This is a genomic window from Chryseobacterium sp. SORGH_AS_0447, assembly GCF_030818695.1.
In the GTDB taxonomy this organism is placed as follows: Bacteria; Bacteroidota; Bacteroidia; order Flavobacteriales; family Weeksellaceae; genus Chryseobacterium.
Genome location: NZ_JAUTAR010000001.1, coordinates 4,337,599 through 4,359,242, shown reverse-complemented (window position 1 = coordinate 4,359,242; position 21,644 = coordinate 4,337,599). Strand labels below are relative to the sequence as shown.

Here is a 21,644-nt window from a genome sequence, read left to right as displayed (position 1 = left end):
GCTTCAAAATTACACAAACGGGTAATTGCCCCGCTTCATTAAGATTCTGAACTTTACAATAATAAATCAGGGACGCCGAAAATTGCACAGGGTAAGCTTATTTAAATCATATTACTATGTTAACAGAATTAGACATCAAAAATGTATCATTGGAAAAAAGCCCGGATAGCGTTAATTTCTGCGCTGCAAAAACCGGTCTTCAGCTTTTAAAAGATATTATTAATAATCCTATTTTAAAAAGTTTAATTGGAACAGTCGTCAGTCTTGGAGACGGGTTTGTCCTTCAAAATAATGAATCCAGAGACCCTCTCTATTTTGGATAAGACCAGTTAAGTAAAAATCGAATTCCGAAATTGAATATTCCTCAAACCCTGTCACGATGAAAATTAGAATAGCCATTGTAGAAGATGAAAAAAATTACAACAATGCTTTGAAAAAAGTGATCGATTATCAGCACGACATGCAGGTAGTTGCCCAGTTTTTTGACGGACGCGAGGCTCTGCAGCAGCTCACCAATCTTTCTCCGGATGTGGTAATGATGGATATTCAGCTACAGGATATGCTGGGCATTGAAATTATCGAAAAGCTAAAAAAAGAAATGCCCTCCACACAATTTATTATGTGTACCAGTTTTGAAGATAATGATAAGATTTTTAATTCTTTAAAAGCAGGTGCCATGGGTTATCTGGTAAAAGGCGAAAGCATGGATAAGATTCTTTCTTCCATCCGCGATGCTTACAACGGCGGCGCCCCGATGAGTTTCTCTATCGCCCGCAAAGTCTTGAGCCACTTTGAACGTAAACTTCCCGAAATCCAGGGCTTCGACACGCTCACGGATCGGGAAAAGGAAATCCTGGAGCTTCTCTCCCAGGGATTATTATACAAAGAAATCGCCGACAAAAAATTCATCAGCATCGATACCGTGAAAAAACACGTCGGCAACATCTATCGGAAACTCCACGTCAACAACAAAGTGGAGGCTATTAATAAATTTAACCATTTTAAAAACTAAGAAATTATGAAGAGCAGTAAAGACGAACAATCATGTATGAATTTCAAATTAATGCTAATTACTGAAATCTTGAATGCAAGGTGTGAAAACAATAAATCTTTAGATTTCATAACTCCAGATTGGAACAGGTACATTTTAGTTGGTAAGCCAATGAGTTTGGAAATGTATACAAAGTGTAAAAAGAAATTTGAGAACTATTTCTGCAATAAACAAGAGTGTAAATTAGTAAGTAAATTTATTATCTCTAAGAATGAGATCAATAGAATAGTAAATGACAATATTGAAAAAAATTACATGCACATTTTTTTTACGGATGATCATGGGATTCTAAACATCATTTTTAGGTTTTCAGATATAGAAGAATTTGATTACCAAGGAGGAAATTTGGATTTAGGTGATGATAAAGCTTATCAGTTACAGACTGATGGTTTTGTAGAGGATATGCCGGCGATCCCAAGTTTTACAAGTATAGTTGAAAATTTTAGAGAAGGAGTTGTTAATAACCTAATAATGGCAACTCTGCAAAAGTATAGAATAACCGAATACATAGTTTATAAAATGGAAGCTATACGGGCATTCGAAGATTTTGAAGACAATCTTGAATTTGAAACTATAGTATTTGAAGAAAGTGATCAGCATCAAAGATTAGGTTTGGCTGTTTATATAAAAGATTCAAATAGAATTCATCATATTGAACTTGATGAATTGGGAAAACTTAGTCCGGTTTATGATGGATATTATGATCTAGGAAATTTAAAACCATAAGATTGATATTAAATTATATATACAACATATTACTAATTGTTGTCTTCGTTAAATCTTTTATTCTGGATAGAAAATATGGTTTTTCTATTCAGAATAATCTTTTTATATATCTGTTGGTAACTGTTGTAGTGGAAAGCTATTCCTTTGTAATCAATATAATTGATGAAAATATAATGATTGGATTACAATATAATTTATACCTGATTTTCGTAGCTATTTTTTTCTATTGTTCTTATAAGAAATCACTAACCACGAAAATGCTTAAAACTTTCTCCGGAATATCATTTTTAATAAGCCTTACTTTCATATTATTCTACACAAAGTTCCTAGGATTAGATTTTGACGAAAAAATAGCTATTTCAGTGATGCTGTTTTTAATTTTCCACTCTATTCTTTGGTATTACAATAAAATTCTCACTGCAGATGAAACAAGGATTTTTGATGACCCTAATTTTTGGGTTAGTTCGGGACTGCTTATATGGGGAAGCTTTGGTATTTTTAGATGTTTACCGATGTATTATTTTTATTATAATGATAAAGAATTTTCAGATTTTCTCAAGAGTAATTTTGATCTGGTTAATATTGTATTTTATATAATGTTGTTTATCTCCCTCTCCAAATATGATTATAATTTTAAAGGAAGAATTGCCGCAGATCATTAAGAGTACTTATATCTTGGCCATACTTATTGTACTTTTCTTCGTTACTTTCATCATTTTCGTTGTATTAATGTACAACAGAAAACAGCTTTTATATCTGAAAGAACAACAACTCAAAGAATCCGAACACCAAAACCAGCTTCTCCAGAAAGAATTGGAGAAACAAAAACTGATCGAGAAAGAACGGGAACGTATTTCCCACGATATGCACGACGATCTTGGAGCAGGAATTTCTGCCCTGAAACTCCAAGCGGAATTTTTAAAGCAAAGAGCCGAAGATGAGGACTTAAAAACCGACATCGATGAACTCCTAAAAACCTCCGAAGACATGAACCTCTCCATGCGGGAAATGCTCTGGAGTCTGAATTCCGGAAACGATACCCTCGGAAGCTTTATCGATTATGCGAAATCCTACGCACAGAACTTCCTCAAAAAAACAACGATTGTCCTTCACATCGAAAACGAAAATGTGATTGCTGAAACCTCCATCACCACAGAGCAGCGGCGCAATCTTTTTCTATGCCTTAAAGAATCGCTTAATAACGCTTACAAACACAGCCGATCTGACAGGCTTACCCTTGCCTTTATCCAACACGAAAAAGAGTTCATGATGAAAATTTCGGATAACGGAGTCGGTATTGATCCCGGTAAACCGAAAGGTAACGGCTTACGCAACATGAAACGCCGGATGCAGGAACAGAACGGGCACTGTGAAGTCACCACCGAAAACGGAACACACTTATTCTTCAGAATAGAACTGTAGAAAAATTTATAGGTAATTAGAAACAGCATCATAAAATGATGCTGTTTTTTGTTGTAAATCACCCGTTTGTGTAATTGACAGGAGCTTGTTTTTGTGGGAACTTTGAGATATAAAACTTAAAAACAAATAATCATGAAAATAAAAATTGATAACACATTTGAAGACTTTAAAACAGCATTAAATAATAATCCCGCACTTCAGGAAGAATTCAAGACAGATCCGGTAAAAGCTGCAGAAAATCTTGTAATTACCAATCCAAAAGAAACAGATTCATGGATTTACAGAATTATTGTTATCTCTTTGGGACTGGCGATTCTCACCATTATTATAGCACTTACCATAATGTCAATGAAAGATGGAGATCAGATAAATGCACAGGTTATCACGATTTTTACAGCAATCTCTTCCGGAGCAATAGGAGCTTTAGCGGGACTTCTTGCACCTTCACCTAACAATTCTAAATAATAATTAATAATAATGAAACCTTTGACATTAAACCTCACTGTAACTGGCGGAACTTCAATTTTAGGAATTGTTTTTAAAATTTTTAAAAAAGGAAGTACAGTTCCAATCATTGAAATGACAAAAGACGGGTCTTTTTCACACGAATTCGACTTGGAGGATAAGACGGAATATGATCTTTACATCATTGGATCCAATCCAATTGCGGATAACAAAAAAACAGTCATTAAACTCGACTGTGACAATTTCACTTTTGATTCGACATCTGATAAAAATCCCGTTACCAAAACAGGAAAAGCTTATCTGGTCACTTATTCATTTAATACAAACTAAAGTCATGAAAAATCTAATCTTTAAATCATTTTTCATAATTCTTATTCAAAACTTCACCATAATTATTGCTCAGGAAATTGAGCTGAATGAGAAAACAATAAATTCAGCCGGAGTTTATAAAAGAATTCAGGAAACAAAAACAGGAAACTGGAAAGATGTCATGACAGATTTTATGCAGGCGGCTGTGAAAGATCTTACCGGCGATAAAAAATCATTCCAGTATAAGGCAAGTCTTTTTTCAATAAAGTCTAGAGCTGACAGCACCTTGCTGGCTGATTACAATTATGCCCAAGAGACTTTCAGCAGAAATTTTCAGATTACGGTAGGATTAAATCTTGATAATGACTACAAATTTGATGGTTTTCAGTACGGTTTTGATTGGGCAATTGTGAACAAAAGAGATTTGAGCATAGCCAAAACTTCAAAGGAATTAGAACATATGTTTGAAACCTGTAATTCTATGCTAATTGATAAGCTTCAGGCCTACAGGCAAACCCATAATAATGATGAGTTTATAAGATTAAAACAAATTATAAACGATGCGTATGAGAAAGGGCAATATATTCCTCGTGAAAATTTTCCTGAAGCTTTTTTAAATACTTTACCGGAAAATTATATCCAAATGACAAAAGCATTTGAAAAAAAATTTAATGACGAAATTGAAGCCATAAGAATGCGCCCTTTACTTACGGTAGGTTTTCATAGCAATTTTAAAAAAGAATCTAAGTTTCTGGATGAATATGATGCCAGTTTAATTTATCTGCAGGGACTCACGAAAAAAGGCAATAAAATGGAAATTGATTTCAGAAATCAGTTTAAAGCAAAAGACAGTATTGCAGAATCTGTATTTAAAAGAAGAGAATTTTCATCTCAGCTAGGATTGAATATTTCTGTTCTCAAAAAAGGAGAAGAATCTTTAATAGAGTTTAAACCGAATTTTGAATTTAAAAGAATTTTCTCAGGCTTAATGGAAGATGAAAAAAACAATCAGTTTCTGGCAAATGCAGATTTAAGGATAAAAGTTTTAAAAAATCTTTGGCTTCCTTTAGTTTTGAAATATGATATTGAAAACAATAACCTCTTCGGATTTCTAAATATTAGCTTTAATTTTGATGCTATAAAAAATGAATAGGTAAGGCGATATATAAGCTTAAAAATTTTTTCTATTTTAATTTCGAAAAAGTTTTTATTGTTTTTAACTTGAATTATCACAATACTAAAATTAACTAAAATTTAACTCTGAATAAACGTATAAATTACTCTTCATTTGCTTCCAAACGTTAAAAATTGATTAAATTTGTCTGAACTATAAAAAAACGAACAATGAGTTACATTTCTTACATAGAAGCGAGACAAATTTTGGATTCAAGAGGGAATCCTACAGTAGAAGTAGATGTATTTACAGAGAGCGGGGCGATGGGCCGTGCTGCTGTACCTTCCGGAGCATCTACCGGAGAACATGAAGCGGTAGAACTGCGTGACGGCGGTTCGGAATGGATGGGAAAAGGAGTTTCCAAGGCTGTAGAAAATGTAAGAGAAGTAATCGCACCTGAATTGGTAGGTCTTCCGGTTTTCGATCAGAATTTGATCGACCAGATTATGATCGATCTTGACGGATCCAACAACAAAGGGAACCTTGGAGCGAATGCAATTCTTGGGGTTTCTCTAGCAGCCGCTAAAGCTGCAGCCGCTGATCTTAAAATGCCTTTGTACAAATATGTGGGTGGTGTTAACGCCAACACCCTTCCTGTTCCGATGATGAACGTGATCAACGGAGGTTCTCACTCCGATGCACCGATCGCTTTCCAGGAATTTATGGTAATGCCGGTAAAAGCGGATTCTTTCTCTCATGCTTTGAGAAAAGGAACGGAGATTTTCCATAACTTAAAGGCGATTCTTCATTCAAGAGGCTTATCAACCGCAGTAGGTGACGAAGGTGGTTTTGCACCGACTTTCACAGGAACGGAAGATGCTTTGGATACTTTGCTTCAGGCTATCGAAAAAGCAGGTTACAAGCCTGGTGATGATGTCATGATCGCATTAGACTGTGCGGCTTCAGAATTCTATAAAGACGGAGTTTATGATTACAGAAAATTCCAGACGCCGGATGCTGCTCAATTTACCAGCAGCGAGCAGGTTTCTTACCTTGCTGAATTGGCAAATAAATATCCAATTATCTCCATCGAAGACGGAATGCAGGAAAATGACTGGGAAGGATGGAAAATGCTTACTGATAAAATCGGAGACCGTGTACAGTTAGTTGGTGATGATTTATTCGTAACGAACGTTGAAAGATTGTCTAGAGGCGTAAAAGAAGGTATTGCCAATTCGATCCTGGTAAAAGTAAACCAGATCGGTTCTCTTTCTGAAACGATGGCTGCCGTACAGATGGCTCAGAACAACAGATTCACTTCCGTAATGTCTCACAGATCAGGAGAAACGGAAGACTCTACCATTGCTGATCTTGCTGTAGCAATGAACTGCGGACAGATCAAAACAGGATCTGCTTCAAGATCAGACCGTATGGCAAAATACAACCAATTGCTGAGAATTGAGGAAGCTCTTGGTGAAACAGCCGTTTTCCCTGGCCTGGATGCTTTTAAAATCAAAAGATAATCAATCGAAATTATAAATTACGGCAAGCGAGATTTTTAGTTTGCCGTATTTTGTAATAAGTAGTATATTTAGAAAAAAAATAAATAATGTCAGACAACAAAGTAATATTGAATTACGACGGTAATTCGTATGAATATCCAATTGTGGATAGTACTATCGGAGACAGAGGAATCGATATTTCAAAATTAAGAGATCAGACCGGTTTAATCACATTAGATTTAGGATATAAAAATACCGGGGCAACACTTAGTGAAATCACTTATTTGGACGGAGATAAAGGAGAATTATTCTACAGAGGATATCCGATCGAGCAAATTGCTGATAAATCGAACTTCACAGAAGTAATGTACCTTTTACTACAAGGTGAATTGCCAACTCAAGATCAGTACAATTCTTTCGAATCAAACATTAAAAAATATAATTTCGTAGCAGAGGAGATGAAGAAGATCATTGATGCTTTCCCTCGTTCTGCTCACCCTATGGGAGTTTTATCTTCTCTAACTTCCGCTTTAACGGCTTTTAACCCAAAAGCAGTTAATGTAAATTCCAAAGAAGAAATGGACCTTGCTGCAGAGCTGATGATTGCCAAATTCTCTCACCTTTGCGCGTGGACCTACAGAAAAACTCAGGGATTGCCGCTTAACCACGGTGATAACAGCCTGAATTATGTAGAGAACTTCTACAAAATGACTTTCAGAATGCCAAACCAGGAATTCGAAATCGATCCTGTAGTTGTTCAGGCATTGGATAAATTATTAATCCTTCACGCAGACCATGAACAAAACTGTTCTACTTCTACCGTAAGAATGGTAGGTTCTGCACACACCGGTCTTTTCGCTTCTGTTTCAGCTGGGGTTTCCGCTCTTTGGGGTCCGCTTCACGGAGGAGCAAACCAGGCCGTAATCGAAATGCTTGAGCTTATTGAAAAAGATGGTGGAGACGTAAACAAATGGGTAGCAAAAGCCAAAGATAAAAACGACAGTTTCCGTTTGATGGGCTTCGGACACAGAGTATACAAAAACTTTGATCCTAGAGCTAAGATCATTAAGAAAGCAGCTGATGATATCCTTAATGCACTAGGTATTCAGGATAAAGCTCTGGATATTGCAATGCAGTTAGAGAGAGTAGCTTTGGAAGACGAATACTTCGTGGAAAGAAAGCTATATCCGAATGTGGATTTCTATTCAGGAATTATCTACCGTGCATTGGGAATTCCTACCGAAATGTTCACCGTAATGTTTGCGTTAGGAAGACTTCCGGGATGGATCTCTCAATGGAAAGAGATGAGAATGAAAGGAGACCCGATCGGAAGACCGAGACAGGTGTACCAAGGCGCTCAGAAAAGAGACTATATCGATATGGTAAACAGATAATCAATATCTCAACATATAAAGAAATCCCGGAGTTTGGCTTCGGGATTTTTTTGTAAAATTAAAAAATAACCTACCTGAGTAACAGGTTTCAATTTGTTAAGGACATTGGCAACGGTCGCATGTCCATACGGTACAGGCTCCGGTCTGGTCATCCCGCTCACAGCAGCGTCTTGCTGCGGAAGCACCTCCGATAATTGTTTTCTGCTGATCTCTTCCGAGTTTTTGTGCATTTTTCAGCACTGGATTCTGTGTTTTCATAATCTAATGGTTTTGATGATTGATGTTTAGTAATTTAACATGATTAATATATCACTAAAGTATGAATTTTAATTTAATTTTAAATAAAAATTTAGAAAAAAAATTAGGTTCAAAAAATATCTGCTAAATCCACTTCAGTCAGAGATAAAACATGCGGAAATCTGATCTCGCATTAATAAAAAACTGGTATCATGAAGAAAGGTAGAATTATCTCTCTGTATACCTTTAAAAGAGGCCTGAAAGTTTCCCAGATTCAGGCCTTTACTTATATTTGTAGCATTGCATAAATCTTTATGAAACTAAATATAAAAAACGAAACAGGCAGGCTGAAATCAGTGGTTTTAGGGCAGCCCAATTCAATGGGGCCGGTTCCTACGCTGTTGGAAAGCTATGATGCAAAATCCTACTATTCAATCGAAAATAATGTTTATCCGAACGAATCGGAAATCATCCGGGAGATGAATGCTTTTGAAGCAGTTTTAAAAAAGTATGATGTGGAAGTACTGCGCCCGGATATTATTGAAGATTATAACCAGGTTTTTGCCAGGGATGTCGCTTTCGTAATTGATGATAAAATGATTATCTCCAATGTCATTGCAGACCGTGCGGATGAGCAGGAGGCTTATAAAACAGTTTTTGAAAAGGTAGCCTGGAGAAAGATCATCAACCTTCCGGAAACGGCTCATATTGAAGGGGGAGATGTTATTGTATGGGATGATTTCCTGTTTATCGGAACGTGTTTCAGCGAAGACTACAGAAACTATAAAACTGCCAGAACCAATGAGTATGCGATTGAGATCCTGAAAGAATATTTTCCCAAGAAAAGGATCATCGATCTGGAATTAAGAAAAAACGATAAGGTTCCGTATGAAGGGATTCTGCATCTGGACTGTACTTTCAATCCTATCGGTAAAGACAAATGCATCATCTATAAAGACGGATTTGTAGATGAAAGCGATTACCGCCTGATCATTGATATTTTTGGTGAGGAAAACTGTTTCCACGTAACGGCAGAAGAAATGTTTGAAATGAACCCGAATATCTTCTCTATCTCCCCGGAAATCGTAGTTTCAGACAAGACTTTTACCCGAATGAACAATCACCTCCGTAATGAGTGGGGAATGACCGTAGTAGAGATTCCGTACCGCGAGATCTCCAAGATGGGCGGATTGCTGAGGTGTTCTACTATGCCGTTGGTGAGGGAATAATCAGTACAATCAAATAATCGAAATGCTGGTAAATATGATGATTTAATCAAAAATTGGTACATATTTCAATTACAAACAATAAAAAATAAATTTGCACTAAACACTAAAAACCATTAACCTTCCACCCAAACTATGCAGACAACAGATACCGTATTAATGATAGAGCCAATAGCTTTCGGCTTTAATGAAGAGACCGCAAAAAACAACTATTTTCAGACCGAGCAGAAAGGCTTCGACATCCAGTTTAAAGCTTTGTCCGAGTTTAAGATGTTCGTTGAAAAACTGAGAAGTAAGGGAATCAATGTCATTACCATAAAAGATACCCTAGATCCACATACCCCGGATTCCATTTTCCCAAACAATTGGGTAAGTTTTCACCGGGACGGAAAAGTAGTATTGTATCCTATGTTCGCCTCGAACAGAAGAGTGGAAAGAAGGGATGATATTATTGAAACCATCAAAGAACAAGGATTTGAAGTCGCTGAAATCGACGATTGGTCTTTCCCGGAAACCCAGGGGCATTTTCTGGAAGGTACCGGAAGCATGATCTTCGACCACGATAAAAAGATCGCTTATGGATCGGTTTCTTTAAGGCTGGATGAAAACCTATTTAGAGAATTCTGCGAAAAATATGGTTTTACACCGGTGGTTTTCCACTCATTCCAGACTGTAGGTAAAGAAAGGCTGCCGATTTACCACACCAATGTTATGATGTGCGTGGCGGATCAGTTTGTCGTAATTTGTCTGGATTGTATCGATAATGAGCTGGAGAGAAGCAAAGTCATTGAAACCATTAAAAATTCAGGAAAAGAAATCATCGAAATTTCGGAAGACCAGATGCAGCAGTTTGCCGGAAACATGCTTCAGGTACAGAACAAAGATGGTGAAAAGTTTTTGATCATGAGCGAAACGGCCTATCAATCCTTAACCCAGGATCAGATTTCTGCGATTGAAAAATATTGTGAAATCATCTATTCGGATCTGAATACCATCGAAGTAAACGGAGGCGGAAGTGCGCGCTGTATGCTGGCTGAGGTTTTTCTTCCGAAAAAATAAAAGTTCAACTATTACATCCAGGTTTCTACCTGAACTATAAAAAATTCCTGGATCTGATCAGAATAGTCTGATTGAATTCCGGAATTTTCATTTAAGGTTTTTCTGCATCAATAAATGAGATATTTAATTCCAATTATCACTTTAGAGCTGAATAGATAGAACGAATGATTTGCCAATGGCTATCTTTTCAATATGACAGGTATATAATTTATGAATTATAAAATAATATTCTTATTCTGAAAAACTTACCTATTTTTGTGAAATAAGAAACCATAGATTATGCAGAAGTACTTCCTGATGTTCATGTTGCTGTTCGGGATGATGGGTATGAAGGCCCAGGAGAAGACCTATTGTAACCCGATCAATATCGATTACGGCTATACCCCGTTTGAAGTCTTTTCAAAGCAGGGGAAACACCGTGCAACGGCCGATCCGGTGATCGTTAATTTTAAAAACAAGCTCTTCCTTTTTTCAACCAATCAGGAAGGGTATTGGTACAGTGATGATATGCTCGACTGGAAATTCGTGAAAAGGAAATTTCTGAGAAACAACAAATACATTCATGACCTGAATGCACCGGCAGTTTGGGCGATGAAAGATACGCTGTATGTTTTCGGTTCCACCTGGGAACAGGATTTCCCGATCTGGAAAAGCACGAATCCGACCAAAGACGACTGGAAAATAGCAGTAGATACGCTGAAAGTGGGAGCATGGGACCCGGCTTTTCATTATGATGAAGATAGGAATAAATTATACCTGTACTGGGGATCCAGCAACGAATGGCCTTTGCTGGGCACCGAAGTGAAAGTCAATACCCTCCAGTCGGAAGGTTTTGTGAAACCGATCGTTAAATTAAAGCCTGAAGACCACGGCTGGGAGCGCTTTGGGGAATACAACGACAATGTTTTCCTGCAGCCTTTCGTGGAAGGAGCCTGGATGACAAAGCATAACGGGAAATATTATATGCAATATGGAGCACCGGCCACGGAGTTCAGTGGATATTCCGACGGTGTGTATGTCAGCAATAAACCTTTGGAAGGATTCGAATACCAGCAGCACAATCCGTTTTCTTATAAGCCGGGAGGTTTTGCCAGAGGAGCGGGGCATGGTGCCACCTTTGAGGACAACTATAAAAACTGGTGGCATATCTCAACCATTTTTATCTCAACCAAAAATAATTTTGAAAGAAGGCTGGGCATCTGGCCGGCAGGATTCGACAAGGATGATGTAATGTACTGCAATACAGCATATGGTGATTATCCAACCTATCTTCCGCAATATGCGCAGGGAAAAGATTTTTCAAAAGGTCTTTTCGCCGGATGGATGTTGCTTAACTACAACAAGCCCGTTCAGGTATCGTCAACACTTGGCGGTTATCACTCGAATTATGCGGTGGATGAAGATATTAAAACCTATTGGAGTGCAAAAACCGGTGATAAAGGGGAATGGTTTCAGACGGATTTGGGAGAAGTTTCAACCATTAATGCCATTCAGATCAACTATGCCGATCAGGATGCCGAGTTTATGGGTAAAACTTTCGGTAAAATGCATCAGTATAAAATCTACGGTTCCAACGACGGTAAAAAATGGAGTGTGATTGTGGATAAAAGCAAAAATACTAAAGATGTCCCGCATGATTACGTCGAGCTGGAAAAGCCTGCCAAAGCAAGATTCCTGAAAATGGAAAACCTGAAAATGCCGACCGGTAAATTTGCCCTAAGCGGATTCCGGGTTTTTGGAAAAGGAGCCGGTGCAGTTCCTGGGAAAGTTCAGAACTTTGTACCGCTGAGAGCGGATCCTAAAAAGTACGGCGAAAGAAGAAGCATCTGGATGAAATGGCAACAGAATTCCGATGCCGACGGATATGTGATCTATTGGGGAAAATCACCGGAGAAATTATACGGAAGCATTATGGTGTACGGTAAAAACGAATATTTCTTCACAGGAGCCGACAGGACCGATACTTATTATTTCCAGATCGAAGCCTTCAATGCCAACGGCACTTCGGAAAGGTCAGAAATTTTTAAATCAGAATAAAAAACAAACGCTTTGAAAATATCAAAGCGTTTGTTTTTGAAACATTTTAAAATACAGGATTTAAGAAATCTAATAATATTTGTAGCTATTATTTGCTGAATGAACGTGTCATGCTGAGCTTGTCGAAGCATCTTTGCAAACGAAAATCCGCGGCTGCAATATAGATTGTTCTTTGCGTCGGTAGCATTAAATTTATTCTTATTTTTTATCCACCGTTTCAAGAAAGTCTTCAATCTTCCCAACTAGAAACGATGCATGAGGCGGTCGCTCCCATCCCACATGGTCTCCGTTAAATTCATACGATGCATGATAAACCTTATTTCTGGTTAAAACCGAATCCAGAATCTTTTTTTGGGAAACCGGAACCACATGATCAGCCGTACCGTAATAGGAAAGGGTGGGCGCAGAGGCTGGTGTAATCCAATGAACCGGGTTTCCGAAGTCCATCAATGAAAGCTTACCATCAACTAGTTTAGGATTGATGAGGTGCTTTTCCAAAAAAGCATAATCGTCGTAATTTTTAAATCCGGGATCATTCAGGTCTGCCGGTCCTACGATGTTAACAACAGCTTTTACTTTCTTTTCCTGATCATAATGATAAGCATACAACATTGAAAGGTGACCGCCGGCACTGTTTCCGAGAAGAATATATTTGGGTTTGATTTTTAACTTTTTCTCAACATACGTCATCGCCGTTTTTATATCGTCGGTTTGGTCCGGAAGCGCAAAACGGGTGGATGAAGCCAGCCGGTACTCAAGATTTACGAAAATAGTGTGAGGAAACTTTTTCATCAGATCAAATGTAAAACTGGTGAGCTGAGATTTTCTTCCGCCCTGCCAGCCGCCACCGTGAATAATGATGAATACATTCCCGGAATCTGCATTCTTATCCGGAATATAGAGATCCATTTTTTGAGCAGTGTCTTTTCCGTAAGAAATATTCTGCTCTGCTTTAAAAGAAATGCCTTTTCCTAGCTCAATCGTTTTTTGCCGGCAGCCTGATAGGATCAACAGGAAGAGGCTTATGTAAATGAAGGCCTGCTTTTTCATCAGAAACATTTTATAATATTGAGTTTAAAAATAAACAAAACCCGCCGATTTCTCGACGGGTCACCACAAAAAATAATTGATTATATGAAGAATGATTTTATCTTGTTCTGTTTTTAATAGCATCCGAAGCGCTTTCAATATCTCTTACCTTTTTCACCTTTTTGTTTCCGAAATTGTAGGTAAGGCTTACCGTGATGTTTCTTCTGTACATGTCGTTTTTAATGTAATTATAGTTGCCGTTGCTCTGGTAGTCCTCAATTTCCACAATATTGGTCCTCAGGACATCATTTACATTTACGGCAAAAGTCCAGTCGTTCCAGTTTTTCTTGATGCTCAGGTCGAGGCTCATTAAATTTTTCAGAACACCCAGCTCGATCTGCTGCTTGTCTACGTAGAAGAAGTTGACGCCCAGAAACCATGTTTTATTTTTATCGAGACGCAGGGTATTATTACTGTTAATAACAAGACTGGTAGATTTTCTGTTGTTGATGTAAGTGTCGAAAACTTCTCCTGTCGTAGGATCTGTATTTAAAGTTCCTTTGTTGATATTATGCTGGATTCCTGCATTAAAATTCATCGTCAGGTATTGTTTGAACAGTGATTTCTGAATTCCCAGCATGGCCGACATTTCCTGCTTGTCTCCGAAATTGGTCCGGATGTAGGCCAGTCTTACCCTTTCCATACCATTATTATCCACATACTTTTTCTGCAAAGGAACCTGGGTGATCTGGTCTTTTTCGTAGGTATGATTTAAGATCAGGAAATAAGAATTTTTGTACATATAGGTCAGTTCCTGATTATAGTTCGAAGATGCCTTTACAAAAGGGTTGTTCTGTGTGTAATTGTCTTCTGTAATAATATTCCTTACCGGATTCAGTTCCCAAAAACTTGGCCTTCCCATCCTGCTGGAAAATGCATAAGAAATATTATTCTTGTCATTAATAGCATAACTGAAACTCAGATAAGGAAGCAGGTTCTGATAGTTCTGTTTGATTTCCTGATTCGACGGAACATCATCTTTCCGGCTGTCTGCTGTTCCCAGGCTGTTGGTGATCTCATATCGGGCACCCAATTTTCCGGAAAACTTATCGGAAAATTTCTTTTCAAATGTGATGTAGAGGCCGTAAATATTTTCATCATAAATAAAATGATTAAAATCGGTTTGGCTTTTTATACCTTTCAGGATGCCGGTGTTTTTATCATAATCATAGGCGTAATTGTAATTCTTGGTGTCGTTATCGGTTTTAGTCTTATTAAAATTACCTCCGGCAGAAAATGTGAAGTCATTTTTAAACTTTTGAATATAATCTACTGTTCCCGAAAAGTTGTTTACAATTTGCGGAATGTTCTGGATGATCTTTTTCCCTGTTCTCGAAAAGCCGGATGTGCTGCCCTGAACATCAGAAATCATGGTGTTGTTGTCGGAATACTGAAATCTTTTGTAAATAAGATAAGCCGCATTGGCATTGAATTTACTTCCCAGAGAATCGAGTTTTACTTCATAATTTAAATTTACCGAATTGTTATAATTTCTCGCATCTTCCTTGTTTTTAGTCTTCGTATAACTGGTCTCAAGAATCCCCTTATCATCAGGCATAGTTAACGTGTTTAATAAGTCGATGGTTGAATTATAGCTTTTATTAGCCCAGGAATTCCAGGAAAGTGCAAGATTGCTTTTTTCTGTCAGTTGATAATCGATATTCAGGTAGCCTCCAAGGTTTTTGTTAGGATCATCGATATTTCCTACCGATTCGTTTCTTACCTGGCCGATTCCGTTTCTCAATACATAAGACTGCGGATTGATATTTTCCCCGCCGCTCAGATTAGCGTTAATTCCAAGCTTATCTTTTCTGTAATTCACGGAGAAGCTGGCGTTGCTGGCATTGTATTTATTCTGCGTATTAGACATTCTCATGTTTCCGCTGGTTCCGTCACTCATTTTTTTCTTCAACACAATATTGATGATCCCGTCTGAAGATTCCACCTGGTATTCGCTTCCGGGAATCGTAATGACTTCTATTTTCTGGATGTTTTCTGCGGGGGTATTTTTCAGGAACTGCGTCAGAGATTCGGAATCCATATTGCTTTTTCTGCCGTTAATATAAATCAGCACATTGTTCTTTCCTACAATCTTAAAGGTCTTGTCGTCGGTAGTCGAGAGCAGGGGAGTCTGCTTTAGAAGATCAAAGGTTGTGTTGCCTTTCGCTACCGGAGAAGAGGCTACATCATACACAAAACGGTCGCTTTGTTTTTTAAAAACCTGTTTTGTAAGCGTAACGGCTTCTATACTTTTTGTTTTTACAGTATCCTGTTTTTTTTCCTGGGCAAAAGTGAATCCACTGAAAAATATGGCGGCAATAAGAATTTGAGTTTTCATGACTTTATCTTTTAGAGAGTTTAATAGCTTGTATTTGTTATTATTTAACATTGCAAAGATATATAATAAATTTAGTATCATGCAATACAAAGTACTTAAAATGTTTTTGATTTTGTTTTAATTTATTGATTTTCAGCGATTAAAATTTTAAGCTAAAATTTTTAAATAGTATTCTTTTGTTATTTATTAGACAATTCAATCTAAAATTCTGTTACATCCAAACTATAATTTTGAGAAAATTTTAAATGTTTTCTTTTGCAAATAAGAAAATAAGGTGTGTTTAAAATTTTATAATTAATTTAGTCAAAACTTAAAATTAATAGCTTATGAGAAAATTCTATCTTTTACTTTTATTATTTTCATTCATCATTTCTTGTAAAGAAGAAACTTTGTTGGAAATAGACGAAAATATTTCAAACCCCCAAGCCAATTACAATTTTGGAAATGCCACGCAAAAGAGCTTTCAGGGTGTCGTTCTGGATATAAATGGAAATCCTGTTTCGGGAGCGACAGTAACCATAGGAACAGGTACGGTAACAACCAATTTTAAAGGACTTTTTGTATTTAAAAATGCTTCCGTAAAAGAAAATTTTGCTCATGTAAAAGTAACCAAAGCAGGTTATGTGAATGCGTCGAGAGTGTTGGTTCCTACGAATGGAATGAACCGGGTGAACATTATGATGATTCCTGCGACAACAACTTCTACTGTCGCTGCAGGCTCAACTTCTACTGTTTCTTTGCCTAACGGAACGAAAGTGAAGTTTGACGGGAGCTTTAAAGATGCAAGTGGAAATGTGTATTCAGGAAGTGTGAGTGTCGCTCTGTTCAGCTTGGCTTCCTCAAATCCTTATCTGAATGAATTAATGCCCGGCTCGTTTCTGGCTGCAAATTCAGGAGGGAATGCAAGAGTCATGGAAACTTTCGGAATGCTGCATGTACAGCTAACGGGAAGCTCCGGACAAAACCTTCAGATCGCTAACGGTCATACGGCAGAAATTACAGTTCCTGTTGATGCTTCACAAAATTCATCTTCGCCGAATACGATTCCGCTATGGTCTTATAATGAAGAGACGGGAATGTGGAATGAAGAAGGTTCTGCGACGAAAGTTGGAAACACTTATGTAGGAACGGTAAGCCATTTCTCTTGGTGGAATTGTGATGCCCAGTTTGAGCAGGCAACCATGAAAGTGACTGTAAAAAATTCTGCGGGTGTGGCTTTACCGAATATTAAGGTAACTTTAAAAAGAGCGTCCCAGACTTACGAGACCAACGGTATATCGGATAATGCAGGAATGGTTTCCGGAATTGTTCCCGCAGGTGAAGTACTTACCCTGAAAGTATATGATGTCTGCAACAATGCAATTTACACGTCCAGTGTAGGTCCTTTTGCTACAGGAAGTACAACAACGATTCCGGATATTATCGTGAATCCGTCGGCATCTATGAATTATATCATCCAGGGAAATCTGAAAACGTGTGCAAATGCCAATGTAACAGACGGTTATGTAACACTTCGGAATGTGGCAGGATCAAATTATTTCAATTATCTGTCTGTACCTGTAAGCAGTACCGGAAATTTTACTTTCAATACCTACGCATGTGTTGCGAATCCTCAGTTTATATATGAAGGATTCGATATGACGAATGTTCAGACCACCGGGGAAATTACTTTTACGGCGACTGCCAATACGGTCAATCTGGGAAATATTACCGTTTGTAATTCGGTAAGCGAATTTATCAGTTATAAGATTGATAGTCAGCCGGTAACTTATGTGATTGGCACGTTCAATGCACAATGGTCCGGACTTTCCCCGATGCCAGCTGCTCCGAATATACCTTCCAAACAGTTAATTATAAATTCACAGAATCCTTCAGGGCCTTCTTTTGGCATGAAACAGAATAATATGATGGGAGTTCCCGCAAGTTTTACAACAGATTATTTTTTTGGAATTTCTAATACTGATATTATGCCTGTGAATAGTAATCTGGTGGTCAATATCTCCAGCTTCGGCGCAGTAGGGGACTATATAGATTTTACCGTCAACGGTACGTATACTAACACCTCTGGAAGTCATACCCTAACGGTTACAGGCCATGTGAAACGTGATTTCTAGTATTAAATTAAGAAATAAGAAAGGACCGAAAAGGTCCTTTTTTTATGTTTATTCTCTGTCAAAACGCGCAAGCTTTTTATCAATCCAGATGGTGGCGAAAGGAAAGAAAGCTGCAATTAAAGCAAAGACGCTGTCTTCGTCATCCCAGGCAAATATTTTTCTAACGGCAGGAAGAAACACAAGATACAGGGTAAAAAATAAACCGTGGATGCTGCCGATCGTGCTGATATAAACAATCGGGAAAATATCGTTGGGATTGGTACGGATCCAGATCATTGCCGTAAACAGGAAAAACCAGGAAACCGCTTCCGCCAGGCAAATATTTTTAAACCATTTAATTACTTTTTCCTGCGGATATTTTGAGAATAATTTTTCGATGAAATTCATAGTTAACTATTTATAAAAAAATCTTAAGCCAATTTTAGATTTTACAGGATAGCCAGCATATTTTAGGGGTTCAAATTTACAGTTTTGTATAAACTTTTTAATTTCCTTTTCAAAATAAGGGATGTATTTTTGATTGTTTTCATTATAAATATGATGATAAAATTTTTCAATTTTTAGAACCTTTCCTGTATTATCAAGATTTATTATCGCAATGGTTTGAGAATTATACTTATTTTTTGTGTAATCGTAATCTTTAGGATATAAAAAGGCATTAGAAAAATCTTTATTTAAAACGTCTTTTCCCGAAACATCTGTATATGTTCCTTTATATTTCCAGTCAGTATGTTCATCTTCATCAAAAATTTTATCCGGATGCTTTTTAACATAATTTGAAACAGATTTTTTTATTAGATTATCAATAAATTCTTCGCCAAATTTTTCTCTTGTGAGCTTCGTCATGTATGTATAATAGCAAGAATTTGGAGCATACCCTCCAATATCACTTCCCATCCATTCTCCACCCCAAATAATATCATATTTTTTTAGAAGTATTTTTAACTCTTCAGAAGGAATAAAACGGTCACCATACGGAGCAGCAATATTTATATAATATTTATTTTTAAGCTTTGACTCATTAACAGCTCTTAATGAATCTCTATAACATTGTTCTTTCTGATAATTAGCGACTTCTTCTCTCCATTTTCTTGTTTCTGTTTCTTTTATAATTTTGATGGAATATTCTTTGGAGAAAACTTGTCTGCAAATAAAAATTTGGGTAAAAAAACTGAAAAGAATTAAATAAAATTTCATTGAAACTATTTATAAAAACTGCTTCCGTCCAAATATTCGAAAACTTCCGGCGGAAGCATCGGCCGTACATTTTTTCCGGTCCGGATCATATCTCGGATTTCGGTTGCGGAAAGCTCGATTACAGGCGCTTTAATAAGAGAAATGTTCTCATGCTGCAAAAGTTCTGAGTCTTTTTTCTCTCCTTCAAAAATCCTCGGATATACAATGATATGATGATTTTTAATTAAAGCCTCTGCATTTTTCCATTTATGTAAACCCGCCAGATTATCTTCGCCCATAATTAAACTGAAAGAATAATCGGGATATTTTTCATGAAGATAGGTGAGGGTATCGATCGTATAGCTGGGCTGTGGTAATGAAAACTCTACATTGGAAGCCCGCATGTTGGGATAATTTTTCACCGCAAGCTGTACCATATCCAGACGGTTATGATCTTTCAGCAGCGATTTTTTTTCCTTGAAAGGATTTTGAGGGCTTACCACAAACCATAATTCATCCATATCCGAATGCTCCAGGATATAATTGGCCAGGATTAAATGCCCAATATGGATTGGATTGAATGAACCGAAAAAAAGTCCGATCTTTTTCATTGCTAATAGATTGCAGGATTAATCCCTGAATTTCACATCTTTGATATTCAAGTAATGCGTTACATTGCCTTTCCAGTGGTTTTCTTCCAGCGTGAATGCCAGATCGAAATATTTATTCCTGAAATCATCGGCAAACTGCCCCAGCTTAAAGCCTACACATTCGATATTTCTACCGGTAGATTCCTGTCGGATATAAAATTTAAGGTGATTGTTATCTTTTCCCATCGTTTTAATGTAACCTGAAACTTTTTGATTGGTTAACGTCAGGATCGGCTTCATGTTATGCGGACCGAAAGGGGCAAGCTTCCGGTGGAAATTAATAAATTCCCGGTTGATTTCGTCGATCTGGATTTCGGAATCAATGGTAATGGATGGCTCTTTCTGATGATCTTTTATTTTTTCAGAAACTACTCTTTCGAATTTTTCTTTAAAAGCATCAAATTTCGCTTTCTCCATCGAAAGTCCTGCTGCTGCGTGATGTCCCCCGAATTTTAAAAAGTATTCCGAACACATATCCAACGCCTCGTGAACGTCGAAATCGGAAACAGATCGTGCCGAGGCCACCATTTCCCCGTTATTTCCGTCCGTGAAGACCAAGGTCGGTTTATAGTAGGTTTCGATCAGCCTGGAGGCTACGATCCCGATAACGCCTTTGTTCCATTCCGGATGATAAACGATCGTGGTGTATTTGGTTTCCTGCTGGGATTCAATAACCTGGTTCAAAGCTGAAAGGGTAGAGTTCATATCCAGTTCCCGCCTTTCGTCATTAAGATTCATAATGTCGTTAACGATCTGATGCGCATGCTTCAGATTATCGGAAACCATAAGCTCAACCGCAGCTTTCCCGTGGGATATCCTTCCGGCGGCATTAATTTTAGGAGCAATTTCAAAAACAATATTTGAAATTTCAAAATGAGAAAGTTTGTCTTCCGGGATCAGTAAACGCAGACCTAAATTTCTCGTTTTACGGAGTGTTTTCAGTCCCATTTTAGCCAAAACCCTGTTTTCACCGGTCATCGATACAATATCGGCAGCAATGGAAATGGCGAGAAGATCGGTTAATTCAAACAATTCCGCTTCCGGAAGTTTATAAATGGTATTTAGTCCCTGGCATAGTTTAAAGCCGACGCCACATCCAGAAAGTTCTTTAAAAGGATAGCGGCAATCGCTTCTTTTCGGATCCAGTACGGCAACCGCATTCGGTATTTCCTCACCGGGTAAGTGGTGATCGCAGATAATAAAATCGATGCCCAGACTCTGGGCATAACTTATCATATCAAGCGCCTTAATTCCGCAGTCCAATGCGATAATCAGAGAGAAGCCATTTTCTTTGGCAAAATCAATACCTTCGGTAGAAATTCCATAGCCTTCGGAATTTCTGTCGGGAATATAAAAATCTAAATATTTTTTCTGAACAATTTTGCTGAGGTACAGGTACATCAGTGCAACGGCAGTAGTGCCATCCACATCGTAATCTCCGTAAACCAGTATTTTTTCTCCGTTTTCAATCGCTGTGGCAATACGCTCTACCGCTTTCTGCATATCGGCCATTAAAAATGGGCTGTGGATGTCGGTAAGATTCGGTTTGAAAAATTCTCTGGCCTTTTGATAATTGTCAATTCCTCTCAAAACGAGGAGTTTAGATTCAAAAGTTCCAAAACCAAGAGACGAACTTAATCCATCCACAATTTCTTCATCGGGTTCGGGCTTGTAAATCCATTTTTGACTCATTTCACAAAAATAGGGAAAATTTTTTTAGAAACTGCGCAAAATT

Annotated in this window: 21 protein-coding genes; 14 read left to right on the top strand and 7 right to left on the bottom strand. The window is 37.5% G+C overall.

The window, feature by feature from the left end; translation table 11 throughout:
- The first annotated feature begins 116 nt into the window (after positions 1-116).
- The 10 genes from QE422_RS19840 to QE422_RS19795 all read left to right on the top strand — a co-directional run bounded on the left by QE422_RS19840 (position 117) and on the right by QE422_RS19795 (position 7,983).
- Complete coding sequence (locus QE422_RS19840; protein ID WP_307462203.1) at positions 117-323, top strand: hypothetical protein; 207 nt, start codon at positions 117-119, stop codon at positions 321-323.
- A gap of 56 nt (positions 324-379) precedes the next feature.
- Positions 380-1,012, top strand: a complete 633-nt coding sequence (locus QE422_RS19835; protein WP_307462201.1) for a response regulator — start codon at positions 380-382, stop codon at positions 1,010-1,012.
- A 6-nt stretch (positions 1,013-1,018) separates the two neighbouring features.
- The gene (locus tag QE422_RS19830) at positions 1,019-1,777 is read left to right on the top strand and encodes a hypothetical protein (RefSeq protein ID WP_307462199.1); all 759 of its coding nucleotides are present in this window, start codon (positions 1,019-1,021) and stop codon (positions 1,775-1,777) included.
- A gap of 257 nt (positions 1,778-2,034) precedes the next feature.
- Complete coding sequence (locus QE422_RS19825; protein WP_307462197.1) at positions 2,035-2,439, top strand: hypothetical protein; 405 nt, start codon at positions 2,035-2,037, stop codon at positions 2,437-2,439.
- On the top strand, positions 2,399-3,199 hold the full coding sequence (locus tag QE422_RS19820) for a sensor histidine kinase (RefSeq protein ID WP_307462194.1): 801 nt from the start codon (positions 2,399-2,401) through the stop codon (positions 3,197-3,199). The genes QE422_RS19825 and QE422_RS19820 overlap by 41 nt, the downstream gene beginning before the upstream one ends.
- Positions 3,200-3,331: 132 nt before the next feature.
- A complete protein-coding gene (locus tag QE422_RS19815; RefSeq protein WP_307462191.1) occupies positions 3,332-3,664 on the top strand; it encodes a hypothetical protein in 333 nt (110 codons plus the stop codon).
- Positions 3,665-3,676: 12 nt separating this feature from the next.
- A complete protein-coding gene (locus QE422_RS19810) occupies positions 3,677-3,994 on the top strand; it encodes a hypothetical protein (protein WP_307462189.1) in 318 nt (105 codons plus the stop codon).
- Positions 3,900-5,126: a hypothetical protein gene (locus QE422_RS19805; RefSeq protein ID WP_307462187.1), complete on the top strand. Its 1,227-nt coding sequence runs from the start codon at positions 3,900-3,902 to the stop codon at positions 5,124-5,126. The genes QE422_RS19810 and QE422_RS19805 overlap by 95 nt, the downstream gene beginning before the upstream one ends.
- A gap of 191 nt (positions 5,127-5,317) precedes the next feature.
- On the top strand, positions 5,318-6,610 hold the full coding sequence (gene eno / locus QE422_RS19800) for a phosphopyruvate hydratase (RefSeq protein ID WP_307462186.1): 1,293 nt from the start codon (positions 5,318-5,320) through the stop codon (positions 6,608-6,610).
- A gap of 86 nt (positions 6,611-6,696) precedes the next feature.
- A complete protein-coding gene (locus QE422_RS19795) occupies positions 6,697-7,983 on the top strand; it encodes a citrate synthase (RefSeq protein WP_307462183.1) in 1,287 nt (428 codons plus the stop codon).
- Positions 7,984-8,079: 96 nt separating this feature from the next.
- Here the strand turns inward: QE422_RS19795 and QE422_RS19790 are convergent, their stop codons facing one another.
- The gene (locus QE422_RS19790; RefSeq protein WP_307462181.1) at positions 8,080-8,241 is read right to left on the bottom strand and encodes a hypothetical protein; all 162 of its coding nucleotides are present in this window, start codon (positions 8,239-8,241) and stop codon (positions 8,080-8,082) included.
- Between the two features lie 293 nt (positions 8,242-8,534).
- On the opposite strand from QE422_RS19790, the gene QE422_RS19785 reads away from it, so the two are divergent.
- From QE422_RS19785 to QE422_RS19775, 3 genes are all read left to right on the top strand, one after another.
- Positions 8,535-9,449 carry a dimethylarginine dimethylaminohydrolase family protein gene (locus QE422_RS19785; RefSeq protein WP_307462179.1) on the top strand — a complete coding sequence of 305 codons (915 nt, stop codon included), beginning with the start codon at positions 8,535-8,537 and terminating at the stop codon, positions 9,447-9,449.
- Positions 9,450-9,581: 132 nt separating this feature from the next.
- A complete protein-coding gene (gene ctlX / locus QE422_RS19780) occupies positions 9,582-10,505 on the top strand; it encodes a citrulline utilization hydrolase CtlX (RefSeq protein WP_307462177.1) in 924 nt (307 codons plus the stop codon).
- Between the two features lie 279 nt (positions 10,506-10,784).
- Entirely contained in the window at positions 10,785-12,542 is a 1,758-nt protein-coding gene (locus QE422_RS19775; protein ID WP_307462175.1) for a discoidin domain-containing protein, read from the top strand.
- Between the two features lie 198 nt (positions 12,543-12,740).
- On the opposite strand, the gene QE422_RS19770 is transcribed toward QE422_RS19775, so the two are convergent.
- Both QE422_RS19770 and QE422_RS19765 read right to left on the bottom strand, forming a co-directional pair.
- The gene (locus QE422_RS19770; RefSeq protein WP_307462172.1) at positions 12,741-13,592 is read right to left on the bottom strand and encodes an alpha/beta hydrolase; all 852 of its coding nucleotides are present in this window, start codon (positions 13,590-13,592) and stop codon (positions 12,741-12,743) included.
- Between the two features lie 97 nt (positions 13,593-13,689).
- Entirely contained in the window at positions 13,690-15,969 is a 2,280-nt protein-coding gene (locus QE422_RS19765) for a TonB-dependent receptor domain-containing protein (protein ID WP_307462169.1), read from the bottom strand.
- Positions 15,970-16,295: 326 nt separating this feature from the next.
- Here QE422_RS19765 and QE422_RS19760 point away from each other — a divergent pair, with 326 nt between their 5' ends.
- Complete coding sequence (locus tag QE422_RS19760) at positions 16,296-18,083, top strand: hypothetical protein (RefSeq protein ID WP_307462165.1); 1,788 nt, start codon at positions 16,296-16,298, stop codon at positions 18,081-18,083.
- A 48-nt stretch (positions 18,084-18,131) separates the two neighbouring features.
- Here QE422_RS19760 and QE422_RS19755 read toward each other — a convergent pair whose 3' ends face one another.
- Genes QE422_RS19755 through recJ form a run of 4 tightly spaced genes read right to left on the bottom strand, consistent with a single transcriptional unit; the run spans position 18,132 to position 21,601 of the window.
- Entirely contained in the window at positions 18,132-18,470 is a 339-nt protein-coding gene (locus tag QE422_RS19755) for a DUF3817 domain-containing protein (protein WP_307462163.1), read from the bottom strand.
- A gap of 6 nt (positions 18,471-18,476) precedes the next feature.
- Positions 18,477-19,280, bottom strand: coding sequence for a hypothetical protein (locus QE422_RS19750; protein ID WP_307462161.1), 804 nt, complete (start codon positions 19,278-19,280; stop codon positions 18,477-18,479).
- Positions 19,281-19,285: 5 nt separating this feature from the next.
- The gene (nadD, locus tag QE422_RS19745; RefSeq protein ID WP_307462158.1) at positions 19,286-19,870 is read right to left on the bottom strand and encodes a nicotinate (nicotinamide) nucleotide adenylyltransferase; all 585 of its coding nucleotides are present in this window, start codon (positions 19,868-19,870) and stop codon (positions 19,286-19,288) included.
- An 18-nt stretch (positions 19,871-19,888) separates the two neighbouring features.
- Positions 19,889-21,601 (bottom strand): single-stranded-DNA-specific exonuclease RecJ, encoded by a 1,713-nt coding sequence (gene recJ / locus QE422_RS19740; RefSeq protein ID WP_307462155.1) that lies wholly within the window; start codon positions 21,599-21,601, stop codon positions 19,889-19,891.
- Positions 21,602-21,644 lie beyond the last annotated feature (43 nt).